We start from the raw sequence: 13,269 nt of genomic DNA, 5'->3' as shown, positions 1-13,269 counted from the left end.
ATGGAATTACAGGTTTACCCGGGAAAACAAGAGGCCGCCGAGGCCCTGGCCGAGCAGCTGTCCGAATGGGCCCGGGAGGGCAGCGTGGAGCACCTGGCCCTTTCGGGCGGGAGTACCCCGGAAATTCTTTTCGATACCCTTGCGGAGGACTACTGGTTCCGGTTGCCCTGGAAAGAACTGCAGTTTTACTGGGGCGATGAGCGCTGCGTTCCCCCGGACGACCCGCAGAGCAATTTCAGGATGACCCGCGAGCACCTTTTCGACCCCTTACCCATCCCGGACAAGCACATCCACCGCATCCGGGGGGAAGCCAACCCGGAGTCCGAGGCCCAACGCTATGCCGACCTCCTGAAAAAGCAGCTCCCAGCGGAAAACGGTTTGCCTCGGTTTGACCTGGTAATACTCGGGATGGGGGATGACGGGCATACAGCTTCCGTGTTTCCCCACGAAGCCCATTTATGGGATTCCCCGGAATTATGCGCGGTAGCGAATCATCCGGATACGGGGCAGCAGCGGGTGACCCTGACCGGCGGCATCATCAACAATGCGGCGCGTATCGTATTCCTCGTAACCGGGGCGGCCAAGGCCGGGCGCGTGGCTGAAATTGTAGGGCAGCAGGGAGCCGGGGGCAATTATCCGGCAGGCCGGGTAGCGCCCCGGGACGGAAGGTTGATCTGGATCCTGGATGAGGCAGCAGCAGCCGGCCTACCGCCTGAAATGTGGTGATTCGTCCGGTTCTACCCGGGTGATAAAGTACTTGGTGTCCCCCAGCCAGGGGAAGGTGGCGTACCGTTCCGTATAATAGAGCTTGACGTATTCCCCCTGGTATTCTTCCAAATTCCGGATGACTTCGGATTCCTTGTCCAGCACGGAGAACGAAAATATCTGCGCCCCGGAAATTCCCTGGCTGATCTGTCCCTCCCAGGTCTTGATTAACACGCCTTTCCGGCTGATCTTGATGAGTTCCCCGGAACGCACCCCTTCGCTATAGGGTATGTAGTAAATAACGGCATATATGGCCGCGAAAACCAAAAGAATAACCGCCAGGCTGGCAAAAAGGGCTTTTTTCACGATTGCGGGTTGGGTTCAGTGGGGTCTTCCAGTTCCAGTTCGGCATCCTCCTCGGCTTCCCGGGCCCTTTTCAACAGCGATTCCGGTATGGATTTTTTGGCTTTTGCCCCCATTTTCTTTAGTTTTTCGATGGAAGTCAGGATGTTGCCCCGGCCCTCCACCAGCTTGTTCATGGCGCCCCGATACTCGCTCTTGGCATCGTCCATTTTTTTTCCCACCCGGGTGAGGTCGGTGACGAAGCCTTCAAATTTATCGTAGAGCGCTCCCGCCTGGCGGGCAATTTCGATCGCATTCCGACGTTGTTTCTCATTGCTCCACATACTGTCGATGGTTCGCAGGGTGGCCAGGAGCGTGGAAGGGGTCACAATGACGATATTCTTGACAAAGGCATTGTTGTACAGGTCGTTGTCCGCGTTGATCGCGATGGAAAATGCCGTCTCGATGGGGACGAACATCAGCACAAAGTCCGGGCTTTCCATTTCGTACAGATCCTCGTATTTCTTGGCAGACAATTGCTCTACGTGCCGTTTCAGGGAATTGACATGGTCTTTCAGGTGCCGCTCCCGGGCCTCCTCGTCTGCATTGACATACCGCTCGTAATCGGTCAGGGAAACTTTGGAATCTACAACCATTTTGTTGCCGTTGGGCAGGTTGATGATTACATCGGGGAGCAGACGGGTGCCATCCTCCCGCGTAAAACTCTGCTGTACTGAATACTCCCGGTCGCGTTCCAGGCCGGATTTTTCCAGGACGCGTTCCAGGACCAGTTCGCCCCAATTTCCCTGCATCTTGCTGTCGCCCTTCAGGGCCCGGGTCAGGTTTTCAGCCTCCTGGGTGATTTTCAGGTTTTGGTTCTGCAGGTTCAGCAGTTGCTCCCGAAGCGCCTGGTGGATCCCGTAATTTTCCTTCCGGGTTTCCTCCACTTTTTTCTCAAAATGCTGGATGCGCTCCTGCAGGGGAAGCAGGATATTCTTGATGTTTTTCTGATTTTGTTCCGTGAATTTGACGCTCTTTTCGTCCAGGATCTTGTTGGCCAGGTTTTCGAATTCCCGTGTAAACGTCTTTTGGAGTTCCTCGAGTTGTTGCCGTTGTTCCCGGTGTTTTTCCTCCAGGTTGGCGATCTCCGATTCCCGGCGAACCAGTTCCTGCCCGAGCCGTTCTTTTTCGAGTTGGAGTGCCTGGTTTTGCCCCCGGGCCTCCTGCAGGTCCGCCCCGAGGAGTTCCAGGTTGTGGCTCAGCTGCTGTTCCCGTTCGCGCAGTGCGCTTTGGCCCGATTGGGTTTTTAATTTGACGATATAACTGCCGAGGAAGAAGCCGGCTGCCAGGAAAAACAGGGCAACAATCCCCAGGGTCCAGATTTCGCTCATCCGAAAAGTGAATTTCCCGTAAAGATAACAAGATACCTGAAGAAAGGTACGGGGTGGAATGGATTACTTCGCAATCCGGAAGGCACCGCTTTCCCGGTCAAAACGAACCGTTTCTTCGGGGAATAATTTCTCGAATGCCCCCTGCTCGATCAGCTGGCAGGGATCGCCAAAAACGGAACGGTCCCGGTGCAGGATCAGTATCCGGTCGCAGAGCTGGATGGCCAGGTCGATTTCATGGGTGGTAAACAGGACGGTTTTCCCCGTATCGTGTGCGATGGCCCGGAGGCCTTTGAGGATTTGTACTTTGTGGTAGAGGTCCAGGTGGGTGGTGGGTTCGTCAAGCAGGATCAGCGGGGTGTCCTGGGCCAGGGCGCGGGCTATCTGAACGCGCTGAAGCTGACCATCGCTTAAGGTATGGCAGGGACGCTCCCGGAGGTTGCCGAGTTCCATGCGCTGCAGGGCCTTTTCGATACATTCCCGGTCCTCTCCGGTATGCTGCCCGATCCAGTTGGTATACGGGTGGCGCCCCAGGGCAACCAGTTCGGTCACGGTGAGGTTCCGAGAGGCGGGGGGCTCCGTAAGGACGAGGCTCTGTAGCCTGGCCCTTCGCTGGGCAGGGAGTTTTGCGGCAGGCTTCCCGCCAATCCGTATTTCCCCCGAAAGTTCGGGTTGCATCCCCCCAAGCGTCCGCAGCAGCGTGGATTTTCCGACCCCGTTGATCCCTACTACGGCCGCCAGTAGGCCGGATGGCAGGCCGAAGTTCAGTTCGCCGCAAAGAGACAGGGGAGGTTTCGCCCCGGGATACCCAATCCGCAGGCCCGTTGCCTCAAGGATCGGATCGGCGGCCTGGCCATTGGTCGATTTACGGGATAGGTCCTCTGTGGATTCCATGTTTGCTAAGTTATGCGCTCACAGAATATTTTCCTATTAATTTCCCGGCACATGCCGGGTGGTATCCGGGTTACAGCCCCACGAGCAGGCGGTTCAGAACAGCATCCGGTTCCGTCGGAGCAGGAGCCAGATCACTACCGGGGCACCTACTACCGAGGTGATCGCATTGATGGGCAGGACGTAGGAGGAATAAGGCATCTGGGCCACCGTATCGCAAATGAGCATCAGGATGGCCCCGTAGAGCAGTACCCCGGGCATGAGCTGCCGGTGGTCGGAAGTCCCAAGCAGCTGCCGGGTCAGGTGGGGTACGGCCAGGCCGACAAAGGCAATGGGCCCCGCAAAAGCCGTAATCCCGCCGGCCAGCAGGCCCGTGGCCAATAGGATGCCCAGGCGCAACCGGCGGATCGGTATGCCGAGGCTCTGGGCATATGCCTCGCCCAGCAACAGGGCATTGAGGCCTTTTAGCATCCCGATGGAAATACCGGTGCCGATGGCAAATACCAGGGCGAGGACACCCAGCTGTCCCCAGCCCAGGTTGCCCACGCTGCCGTAGGACCAGAATATATATTGTTGCAGGCGTTCCGCCTGGGCGAACGAAGACAATACCGTCACCACAGCCGCGGTGATACTGCCAAACATCAAACCGACGATCAGCAGGGCCATGGCATCCTTCAAACGGGTGGCAACCGCCACCACGGTTAGCAGCACCAACAGGCTGCCCATACTGCTTGCAATGGCCAGGGACAGGTCGGAAACTGCCCAGGCCGCAGCCACGGGCCCCAGCAGGGAGGCCCCCATGATCAGCAGGGCAGCCCCCAGGCTGGCACCCGAACTGATGCCCAATACAAAGGGCCCCGCCAACGGGTTCCTGAAAAGCGTTTGCATCAGCAGGCCGCAGAGGGCCAGCCCGCTCCCGGTAATTATTGCCGTGAGCGCTTTGGGCAATCGGTATTCGCGAAGGATATACCCCCAGCTCGTTTCGCCCAATGGGCCGCCTGCCATCCAGCGAAAAATATCGCCCAGGGGAATGTCCACAGAGCCCAGGCTCAGATTGACGAGGAATACCACTGCCAGGATCAGGGCGAGCAGCAGGAACCGACCGGGCTGGTGGAATGGACGTCTCAAGGGGCCAGGGGTTTGAAGAATACGGGTTCGTACCCGTGCAGCAACCCCGGGTGGAGGTGGTGGATCAGGTCTTTGAGTACCCAGTCGGGACGGTTTGGCCCGATTTCGAAATACAAAAGCCCCCCGCCGGAACCCCGATTGGAGGCATACCCGAAAATACGCCGTTCCCGGAAGGCGCGAAATTGCTCGTAATGGGGATTGTCGGAGGCCATTTCCGAATAGGAAGTATACTGGGAGGGCGAGATCCAGAATTCGGCATCCACGCCTTTTTCAAGAACAGCTTCCAGGCTGAGGGAAAGGCTGCCGCTGCCCGGGGTATCCGCATACAGGTATTCTGCATGGGCATCCTCGAGGAAGGCCGCAGCCCAGCTTTCACCCCCCGGCAGGTACCAGACATCCCGGTAGAGTGCCCCACTGAGGACCGTTGGCCGGGTGGAGGCCTTTGCAGCCAGCTCCCGGGCCTCCTGGTAGGCGGCCTCCACCTCTTCGAAATACTGCTGAGCCTCCGGCAGGGACCCCAGGAGCAACCCGAAGAATTTGATCCATTCGGCCTTTCCCAACGGGTTGGTCTCCATCCAGTCGCCGTTGTAGATTACCGGGATCCCCGCCTCCCGGACGCCCCGATAGGAACCTGGGGCATCCGAGATACCAAAGCCCACGACGACCTCCGGGGCCGCCTCCAGGACCAATTCGGTGTTGAGTTGTTCATTCGCCCCGAGTTCCCGCACCGCTCCCGCATCGATACGCTGCCGCACTTCCGGGGAGGAGATGTAATCCAGGCCCGGGAACCCCACCAGGGATTCTGTAGCCCGCAAAGCCACCAGGGAAGGGACATGGGTTGTGGAGGTCAGGACCAGGCGCTCCACGGGGACAGGGATAATAGCGTCAAAGGTATCGGCAGGGAGCGTGATGGCGGCCAGTTTCCCACGGGGCACCAGGGCGTATTTGTACTCCCGGGACGCTTCCGGCCAGGGATCGCTCACGGTCAGGTAGGTGACGCCAGACGCATCCGTATGAGCGGCAAAGCCTTTTGCGTAATCGATTTCAACGGGGTTGTCAACAGCTGCTTCCGGCAGGGGAGCGGCTTTCTCAGGCCGTTCCCTGCAGGCGGTTGTCAGGAGGATCAGGATGAGCAAGGCAGATGTTCGGGCCACGGGTCATTTTTGGTTTGATCAAAAGTAGCCTGAAAATACCGCCTGTCAAAGTTTGCGGTAAATGTGTATCTTGCGGCCGGATACCGGTTCCCGTATCGCCCCACCAGGGGATGCGGGATTAAAAGGGAATCCGGTGAAAGGCCGGAGCTGTTCCCGCAACTGTATGCTCAGTCCCCTTAGGGGGATGCCCGCTGCCATCTTCATTAGACCACTGTCTGTTTTTCGGACGGGAAGGCAGGCAGCCGGGACGCAAGCCAGGAGACCTGCCGTTTTCCGCATTCATTGTTAAACTTTCGGGATAAAAGTTTAGGTAGCTATTCTACGGAAAACCTTTCCCGTGTCTTAAAACGAAAAAGACATGCACAAACCATGGCAGGCCCTGGGCGTTGCCGCTTATCTGGCGGCATGCGTCCCTCTTATGGGCCAAACGGATTCCACCCGTATTGAAAAACTCGACGAAGTGGTCGTATCGGACACGCGCTTTCCGCTGCGCTGGGAACAAAGCGGAAAAACCGTCATCCGGCTGAGCCGGCGGGAACTCGCATCCTACCGGGGGGCGACTATGGCGGAGATCCTGAATGCGCAAACCGGGATTGAAATATCGGGCAGCAGGGGCCGTCCCGGGGAGGTCCTGGGAGTTTTTGCCCGCGGCGGCCGGGGTCGGCAGGTACTCGTCCTGATTGACGGGGTCCGGGTAACGGACCCCTCCTCGGCATCCCAGGAATACGATTTGCGGTTCGTCCAGGCCGAAGAGGTGGAGTCCGTGGAGATACTGAAAGGGGCAGCCAGCACACTTTACGGCACCAATGCGGCAACGGCCGTGATTAACATCCGCACCCGAAAGGCACCCAAATCCCCCCTCGCACTCCGGGTGGGCAGTCTCCTGGGGACCCACCGGGCCCCCGAAGACCCTGAAGGACAATTTGGCCAGTACCAGCAGTATGCGCGATTGGGAGGGACCTCGGGACGGCTCAATTACCAGGCGGGCATTACGCACGCCCGGGCTACGGGGCTGTCTTCCCTGCGATCCGGTACTGAAACGGACCCCTTCCGAAACCTCTCGCTGAGTGCCCGGCTGGGATACCGACCCTGGGACCATACCAGGGTGCAACTCACGGCAAACCGGACGCAATTGCGGACGGCCTATGATGACGCCTTTAACGGGGCAGATGCAGACTTTTTGTTCCTCTCGGAGCAAACCCGGGTTTCCCTGAATGCCACCAGGGAATTTTCAAAAGGAACGCTGGAGGCCCGCGCGGGCTATTCGGAGTTCGATTCGGACAACCGCAGCGACTTCCCGACGACCTTTCGGGGAAGCAATTGGTTCGGGGAGGTCCTGTACAAGCATCGCCTGAACCGCAGCCTGTCTGTTTTGGGGGGTATCATGGCATCCGAAGACCGGGCGGGGACCGAAGATGTGGAATCCTTTCGGTTTATCGACCCCTTCGTAAACCTGGTATGGGCATCCGCTTCCGGATGGAACCTGAATGCCGGAACCCGGGTCAATTTCCATTCGCAATACGGCTCCCAGTGGGTCTACCAGTTGAATCCCTCTTATGCGCTCACCCTTGGGGAACACACCTTTAAGGCCCTGGCCACCTGGTCCACGGCCTATATTACGCCCACCCTGAACCAGCTCTATGGCACCTTCGGGGCCAACCCGGAACTCGAACCCGAGACCGACCGGACCCTGGAAGCGGGCCTGGCGTGGCAGTTCGGGAATCGGATGCGCCTGTCCGTGCTGTACTTTGACCGGGAAGAAGAGCAGGCGGTTATCTATGACGGCGCCGGGATGCAATACAGGAACAGCCCGGACCCCGTGGAGGTAAACGGGGTGGAATTTGAGGCCACCTGGTTTGCGGCGGATGGCTGGCAGGTCCGGGCGGGCTACACCTATACGGACCGTCAGGGGGATGCTGCGATCCGGATACCGGCCCATAAATTCCAGTTTCGCCTGAATGGGGAGATTTCCAGCCGATGGAGGGGCTCCCTGTACTACCGGTACACCGGGACACGGACGGATACGGATTTCAGTACGTTTACCAACCGGGAACTGGACGCATTTTCCCTGGTAGGCGGGCAGGTTGGATACAGCTTCCTCCGTGGGAAACTGGATGCCTATCTCCGGGCGGACAACTTGTTGAATACCGAATTTACGGAGGTAATTGGCTACCAAACCCCGGGCCGGACGATTTACCTTGGCTGGTCCCTGCAACTGGATTAGGTCCCTGCAACTGGAATAGGGCCCTGCAACTGGAATAGGGCCCGGCATCGGCCCGGAACGAAAACGCCCCCGGCCGGGGGCGTTTTTGATTGCTCATTAGGAAAAGGGATGTTGCGCACGGCCTTCCGGCCTGCACCGGCAGTGGGGCTTATTGTTGGGGCATGCGTTCCAGCAGGCTCGGCGGCAGTTGGATGTCCTTGTCCAGCACCATATTGTTCCGCATGGGCGTGAACATCCCGTTATGGGTAAAGGCCTCAATAGGACGCTCGGGCTGCCAGCTCCTTTTGGCCGATACGCCGGTGATTTCCTGTATGGCGCGGGCCAGCAGGGGCTCGTCGTCATCCCCGAGGACGCCCATGTTCCCGAGGTCTTCCCGGAGTTCAATTTCCGGGGCAAAACCGGCCGTATAATCGGAGAAACCGACGGCGTTCTCATTCCGTCCAACCAGGGGCTGGATGGCCCAGTTATTTTCCGGGTCAATCTGGTTTTCACGGCTGGCACTGTAGATAAACGGTGCACCGGGTCGTCCCGGGTCGTCCACCATGGTTAGCGAAAATTCGTTTTTCCCGGTGGTGGTTGTCCCGATCTGGATGACCTCTATATAGGGGTCCAGGCCGTTGATTACCAGTTCGCTGGCCGAAGCAGTACTGCCGGTGGTAAGGATATAGACGCGCTGGAGGTTCAGCGTATTGATAACCGACCCGGCCCCGGTCTGGGTGGCGAAATAATCGTCCAGGGCATTCGGGTCGTCCCTGGTAAAGGCTTCCTGAATTTTGTCATTCCAGCGTTGCCTGAGGTATAAATCGTTCGGATTCCGGCCGTAAATCATACTCGACAGCAGGCGGGACGAATTGACGGACCCCCCGCTGTTATAGCGCAAATCGAGGACCAGGTCGGTAACCCCGTCGGCCACCAGGCTCCCAAAGGCATCGTTCAGGTCTTCGTCGTATTCGTTGGTAAAGCCGTTATACATCAGGTATCCGATTCTATCGGCCCCGATCTCAAAGGACTTGACGATATACACCGGGTTCTCGGCGAGCCCTTCTTCCTTGGTCAGGGTCACTTCCTTGCCGTTGACAACCGGGTCCCCCCCATTGTAGTCGGCCATCATCAGCGTATAGGTGGCGTTTTCCCCGAACAGGAGGTCCGCGTAATTGCCGCCGTTGAGCATCGTCCCATCCACGCCCACGAAGATCTCCCCCCGTCCGATATCCGCCGTGGCGGCATTCGAGCCGTTGACCACATAGCGGACCACGCCGAAAATCGGATCCGTATCGTCCAGTTGGCTGTTTCCGTTTGCGTCGTCGTAAATCAGCCCGAACTCCAGCCCGTTGCTCCGGGAAATTCCCGCCAGGTTCTGGGTAAGTTCCGTGTAGTCGTCACTGTAAAAACTGAAGCGGTCCTCCACAAACCGCAGGCGGTTTTCAAAAAATGCGGTTGGGCTATCTTCCGAATCGAGGAATTCGCTGTATTCCGCATCCGTGCCAAACCGGTCATCCGCCAGGTCTGCCACGTCTCCCTGCCAGAAATACCAGAGGTTCATGGCCTGCCACATAAAATCCTGCACATTCGTATCGCCAACGGGCTGCGGGTCCGGTCCGGGATTGGCATCGTCATCCTTGCTGCAGGAGAGCACCGACAGACCCACCAGCAGATATACTAGCTTCTTCATATTCAATTTTTTTATTGTTTGGGGCAAAGACCGTTCCAAAATTCCGGCCCTATATTTGCAAAAATACTGATAAATAGCGTTTTACTGACCCTGTATCAGCGGTTTACAGCGTTAAAAATAGACACGCCCCCCTGAATAAAAAACTTTTTGTAACAAAATTCGTCCACTTTCGTCTTCCTGATGTAAAGCAACGTTAAATTGACAACGACAACCATCGACCGACCCAAAATGACACAGGCTGAGTTCTTGCAGATCGTAATGCCTTTTAAGGATAAACTGTACCGCGTAGCTAAGCGGTTGCTGATTTCCTCCGAAGAGGCCGAGGACGCCACCCAGGAAATCCTGATGAAACTCTGGGCGGGAAAGAAGAAAATGGGCCGGTATAAAAATGTCGAGGCTTTCGCCATGACAATGACCAAGAATTTTTGCCTCGACCGGTTAAAGTCCAAACAATCCGGCAACCTGAAGCTGGTGCACAGCAATTACGCGGACAATGGGCATTCTTCCCTGCAACAGCAGGTGGAGGCCCGGGACAGTGTGGGCTGGGTGGAGCGGATTATGGACGAATTGCCGGAACAACAGCGGCTCATCCTCCAGTTGCGGGACGTGGAGTCCTACGAATACGAGGAAATTGAAAAACTGATGGATATGAAGCCAACCGCCGTTCGCGTGGCCCTTTCCAGGGCGCGGAAGGCCGTTCGCGATAAATTAATAGAAAAGCATCGCTATGGAATTGGATAAAAAAATAGAATCGATACTGGAAAAGTATTTCGAGGCCACCGCTACGGAGGCCGAGGAACAGCAACTCCGGGATTATTTTTCGGCAGGGGACATTGCGCCCGGCCTGGAACAATACGCCCCGATGTTCCAATACTTTTCCGAGGCCAAAAATCAACGGTCTACCCGGCAGGTACCACTAACAGCCAGAAGAAACACGTTTCGGTGGCTATCCGTTGCCGCAGTAGCCGTCCTGATGATGGGCCTGTATTTCGGGAATCAGTACCGGGAACAGCAAAAAGCGGAGTACGCCTACCAGCAGACCCGCAAGGCGCTGGGGCTGATTGCCCAGAACCTCGATCGGGGTACGGAAAAAGTAGCCCACCTGAGCGAATTTGAAGAAACCAAACAAAAAATTTACAAAAACAATTAAATCCAAAAACAATGAAAAAGTATGTAATAATTGCCCTGATGCTCATTGCGCCCCTGGCCGCTTCCTCCCAGTCGATTTTTGACAAGTACGAGGAAATGGACGAGGTGAGCTCCGTGATCGTCAATAAAAACATGTTTGAACTCCTGATCAAGATGGACGTGGACGTGGATGACCCGGAGGCGAAGGAGTTTATGGACATCGCCAAGAGCCTGAACGGCGTGAAGGTCTTTATCACTGAAGACAGCGGGGTATCTGCGGACATGAAAGCCACCGTGGACCGCTACCTGAAGTCTGCCTCCCTGAGCGAGCTGATGCGGGTAAAGGACAAGGATGCCAATGTGAAGTTCTATATCCGCGAGGGAAAGGACAGCGATCATGTGAGCGAATTGCTGATGTTCGTAACCGGCATCAAGAACATGGACCTCGAGGTGAATGACCGGCAGATCGAAACGGTGCTGCTGACCCTAACCGGCGATATCGACCTGACCAAGATCGGTGCGCTGACCCGGAAGATGAATCTTCCCGAGGAACTCAACAAGGCCGAGAAAAAATCGAATAAATAACATCAGACAGGCAGGACCCGGGCGGCGATCCACCGCCCGGGGACCCTGTTATAACCCCAACGGGATGAAACGTAAAATCACATTTGGCTCACTGCTGGCGGGACTTGCGTCCCTCTTGCTGTTTATGGGTTGCTCCGGCACCCAGAGCCTGCAGGAATACTATGTGGACAATTCGGAAAACCCGAATTTCCTGGTGCTCGATGTCCCGGCCAATATCCTGAAACTCGACGAAGCCGCGCTGAGTGAAACGGAGAAACAGGCTCTCAGATCCCTGCGGAAACTCAATATCCTTACCTTTCGAAAAACCGAAGCGAACGCCCGGTCCTATGAGGAGGAAAGCGCCAAGGTTAAAGCGATCCTGAAGGATTCCGAGTTCAAGGAACTGATGAAGCTCAACACCAAGTACGGACGTGGGGTGGTCAAATACCTGGGCGACGAGGATGCCATCGACGAGGTGGTGATCTACGGCGACAGCAGGGAAAACGGGTTTGCGGTAATCCGCGTGCTCGGGAAGAATATGAACCCGGCCTACTTCGTCCAACTGCTCCAGGCTATCGAAAATGCCGACCTGGAAGGGGAGGGGCTTTCGGAACTCGCTTTCCTGATCAATGGCTGATCCGGGCAGTTCCCACCGCAGCAACTCCGTTTATTGAAAAGAAACCCGCATTGCGGTATCGATCCCGTTCCCCGGAACGGGATTTTTTATACCCCGGTGTAATTTTCCGGGCGGATGGCCCGGAGTTCCTTTTTCACCCCTTCGGACACCTCCAGGGTGTCGATGAATTCGGACATGGTTTCGGCCGTAATGGCCTGATTCGTGCGCGTTAGGCCCTTGAGGGCTTCGTAGGGGTTCGGGTATCCTTCCCGTCTCAGGATGGTTTGGATTGCCTCGGCCACCACTGCCCAGTTGGCCTCCAGGTCCGCCGCAATACGCGGGGCGTTTAACAGGAGTTTGCCCAGGCCTTTCAGCGTGGCCCGGAAAGCGATGAGCGTATGGGCCAGGGGTACGCCGATATTCCGGAGAACCGTACTGTCGGTCAGGTCCCGTTGCAGCCGGGAAACCGGCAACTTGCCAGCCAGGTGCTCAAACAGGGCGTTTGCAATACCCAGGTTCCCCTCGCTGTTCTCAAAATCGATGGGGTTGACCTTATGCGGCATGGCGGAGGAACCCACTTCCCCTTTTTTGATCTGCTGTTTGAAGTAATCCATGGAGATGTAGCTCCAAAAATCCCGGTCCAGGTCTATCAGAATCGTGTTGATGCGCTTCAGCCCGTCGAACAGGGCGGCCATATGGTCGTAGTGTTCAATCTGGGTGGTCGGGAAGGAGTAGTGCAGCCCGAGGCGGTCCTGGACAAATTTCCTTCCAAATGCCTTCCAGTCAATATCCGGGTAGGCGACATGGTGCGCGTTGAAGTTGCCGGTAGCGCCGCCGAATTTGGCGGCGCAGGGCACGTCGTTCAACAGGTTGAATTGTTCCCGGAGGCGGACGGCGTAGACCTCGATTTCCTTGCCGAGTCGGGTTGGCGAAGCCGGTTGCCCGTGGGTCCGGGCCAGCATGGGTACATCCCGCCACTGCCCGGCCAGTTCGCCGATTTTTTCGCGCACCTCCTCCAGGGCGGGTACATAGACCTCGTTGACCGCTTCCTGCAGGGAAAGCGGGATGGCCGTATTGTTTATGTCCTGGGAGGTAAGGCCAAAATGGATAAATTCCTTGTAGTCGGACAGTCCCAGTCCATCGAATCGCTCCTTGATAAAATATTCCACGGCTTTCACGTCGTGGTTGGTGGTCTTTTCGATTTCTTTTACAGCACGGGCATCTGCGCGGTCGAACTCCCGATACAGCTTTCGCAAATCCCCGAAGACTTCCGGCTTCACGTCCCGGAGCTGCGGGAGCGGCAGTTCGCACAGGGCGATAAAATATTCGATTTCTATGCGGACACGGTAACGGATCAGGGCGGCTTCTGAAAAATAGTCCTCGAGGGAGTTTATTTTATCCCGGTACCGACCGTCGACGGGAGAGATAGCGTATAGTGGATCGTGGGCCATAGGGCT

The 13,269-nt window shown here is 56.9% G+C and carries 13 protein-coding genes and 1 riboswitch; of the genes, 6 read left to right on the top strand and 7 right to left on the bottom strand.

Going from position 1 to position 13,269, the window contains the following annotated elements; genetic code table 11:
- Entirely contained in the window at positions 1–726 is a 726-nt protein-coding gene (gene pgl / locus AC3DKS_RS08005; RefSeq protein WP_015755245.1) for a 6-phosphogluconolactonase, read from the top strand.
- On the opposite strand, the gene AC3DKS_RS08000 is transcribed toward pgl, so the two are convergent.
- The 5 genes from AC3DKS_RS08000 to AC3DKS_RS07980 form a co-directional block, all read right to left on the bottom strand.
- Positions 706–1,071 (bottom strand): hypothetical protein, encoded by a 366-nt coding sequence (locus tag AC3DKS_RS08000; RefSeq protein ID WP_015755244.1) that lies wholly within the window; start codon positions 1,069–1,071, stop codon positions 706–708. The genes pgl and AC3DKS_RS08000 overlap by 21 nt on opposite strands.
- On the bottom strand, positions 1,068–2,438 hold the full coding sequence (locus AC3DKS_RS07995) for a DNA recombination protein RmuC (protein WP_015755243.1): 1,371 nt from the start codon (positions 2,436–2,438) through the stop codon (positions 1,068–1,070). Before AC3DKS_RS07995 ends, AC3DKS_RS08000 begins: the two co-directional genes overlap by 4 nt.
- 63 nt (positions 2,439–2,501) lie before the next feature.
- The gene (locus AC3DKS_RS07990) at positions 2,502–3,329 is read right to left on the bottom strand and encodes an ABC transporter ATP-binding protein (RefSeq protein ID WP_015755242.1); all 828 of its coding nucleotides are present in this window, start codon (positions 3,327–3,329) and stop codon (positions 2,502–2,504) included.
- A gap of 93 nt (positions 3,330–3,422) precedes the next feature.
- Positions 3,423–4,454, bottom strand: coding sequence for an iron ABC transporter permease (locus tag AC3DKS_RS07985; RefSeq protein ID WP_015755241.1), 1,032 nt, complete (start codon positions 4,452–4,454; stop codon positions 3,423–3,425).
- On the bottom strand, positions 4,451–5,608 hold the full coding sequence (locus AC3DKS_RS07980; RefSeq protein ID WP_015755240.1) for an ABC transporter substrate-binding protein: 1,158 nt from the start codon (positions 5,606–5,608) through the stop codon (positions 4,451–4,453). Before AC3DKS_RS07980 ends, AC3DKS_RS07985 begins: the two co-directional genes overlap by 4 nt.
- Before the next feature lie 67 nt (positions 5,609–5,675).
- Positions 5,676–5,893, top strand: a riboswitch (cobalamin riboswitch).
- A 73-nt stretch (positions 5,894–5,966) separates the two neighbouring features.
- On the opposite strand from AC3DKS_RS07980, the gene AC3DKS_RS07975 reads away from it, so the two are divergent.
- The gene (locus AC3DKS_RS07975) at positions 5,967–7,832 is read left to right on the top strand and encodes a TonB-dependent receptor plug domain-containing protein (RefSeq protein ID WP_041327247.1); all 1,866 of its coding nucleotides are present in this window, start codon (positions 5,967–5,969) and stop codon (positions 7,830–7,832) included.
- A 148-nt stretch (positions 7,833–7,980) separates the two neighbouring features.
- On the opposite strand, the gene AC3DKS_RS07970 is transcribed toward AC3DKS_RS07975, so the two are convergent.
- Positions 7,981–9,504 carry a S41 family peptidase gene (locus tag AC3DKS_RS07970; protein ID WP_272607867.1) on the bottom strand — a complete coding sequence of 508 codons (1,524 nt, stop codon included), beginning with the start codon at positions 9,502–9,504 and terminating at the stop codon, positions 7,981–7,983.
- Positions 9,505–9,732: 228 nt separating this feature from the next.
- Here AC3DKS_RS07970 and AC3DKS_RS07965 point away from each other — a divergent pair, with 228 nt between their 5' ends.
- The 4 genes from AC3DKS_RS07965 to AC3DKS_RS07950 all read left to right on the top strand — a co-directional run bounded on the left by AC3DKS_RS07965 (position 9,733) and on the right by AC3DKS_RS07950 (position 11,833).
- Positions 9,733–10,245: an RNA polymerase sigma factor gene (locus tag AC3DKS_RS07965; protein WP_015755236.1), complete on the top strand. Its 513-nt coding sequence runs from the start codon at positions 9,733–9,735 to the stop codon at positions 10,243–10,245.
- On the top strand, positions 10,232–10,654 hold the full coding sequence (locus AC3DKS_RS07960) for a hypothetical protein (RefSeq protein ID WP_015755235.1): 423 nt from the start codon (positions 10,232–10,234) through the stop codon (positions 10,652–10,654). Before AC3DKS_RS07965 ends, AC3DKS_RS07960 begins: the two co-directional genes overlap by 14 nt.
- Before the next feature lie 11 nt (positions 10,655–10,665).
- The gene (locus tag AC3DKS_RS07955) at positions 10,666–11,217 is read left to right on the top strand and encodes a DUF4252 domain-containing protein (RefSeq protein ID WP_015755234.1); all 552 of its coding nucleotides are present in this window, start codon (positions 10,666–10,668) and stop codon (positions 11,215–11,217) included.
- Between the two features lie 64 nt (positions 11,218–11,281).
- Entirely contained in the window at positions 11,282–11,833 is a 552-nt protein-coding gene (locus AC3DKS_RS07950) for a DUF4252 domain-containing protein (RefSeq protein ID WP_272607868.1), read from the top strand.
- 86 nt (positions 11,834–11,919) lie between these two features.
- On the opposite strand, the gene purB is transcribed toward AC3DKS_RS07950, so the two are convergent.
- The gene (gene purB, locus AC3DKS_RS07945) at positions 11,920–13,263 is read right to left on the bottom strand and encodes an adenylosuccinate lyase (RefSeq protein ID WP_272607869.1); all 1,344 of its coding nucleotides are present in this window, start codon (positions 13,261–13,263) and stop codon (positions 11,920–11,922) included.
- Between the last annotated feature and the right edge of the window lie 6 nt (positions 13,264–13,269).

This window comes from Robiginitalea sp. (genome assembly GCF_982776155.1).
The sequence above is the reverse complement of the archived record's forward strand: the minus strand, read 5'-3'. Positions and strand labels throughout refer to the sequence as shown.

What these genes read in the sequence shown, in the direction of transcription:
- pgl (WP_015755245.1), top strand. Translation starts at nt 1, where the DNA reads ATGGAATTACAGGTTTACCCGGGAAAACAAGAGGCCGCCGAGGCCCTG.
- AC3DKS_RS07995 (WP_015755243.1), bottom strand. Translation starts at nt 2,438, where the DNA reads ATGAGCGAAATCTGGACCCTGGGGATTGTTGCCCTGTTTTTCCTGGCA.
- AC3DKS_RS07975 (WP_041327247.1), top strand. Translation starts at nt 5,967, where the DNA reads ATGCACAAACCATGGCAGGCCCTGGGCGTTGCCGCTTATCTGGCGGCA.
- AC3DKS_RS07950 (WP_272607868.1), top strand. Translation starts at nt 11,282, where the DNA reads ATGAAACGTAAAATCACATTTGGCTCACTGCTGGCGGGACTTGCGTCC.
- AC3DKS_RS07960 (WP_015755235.1), top strand. Translation starts at nt 10,232, where the DNA reads ATGGAATTGGATAAAAAAATAGAATCGATACTGGAAAAGTATTTCGAG.
- AC3DKS_RS07965 (WP_015755236.1), top strand. Translation starts at nt 9,733, where the DNA reads ATGACACAGGCTGAGTTCTTGCAGATCGTAATGCCTTTTAAGGATAAA.
- AC3DKS_RS07955 (WP_015755234.1), top strand. Translation starts at nt 10,666, where the DNA reads ATGAAAAAGTATGTAATAATTGCCCTGATGCTCATTGCGCCCCTGGCC.
- purB (WP_272607869.1), bottom strand. Translation starts at nt 13,263, where the DNA reads ATGGCCCACGATCCACTATACGCTATCTCTCCCGTCGACGGTCGGTAC.
- AC3DKS_RS07970 (WP_272607867.1), bottom strand. Translation starts at nt 9,504, where the DNA reads ATGAAGAAGCTAGTATATCTGCTGGTGGGTCTGTCGGTGCTCTCCTGC.
- AC3DKS_RS07990 (WP_015755242.1), bottom strand. Translation starts at nt 3,329, where the DNA reads ATGGAATCCACAGAGGACCTATCCCGTAAATCGACCAATGGCCAGGCC.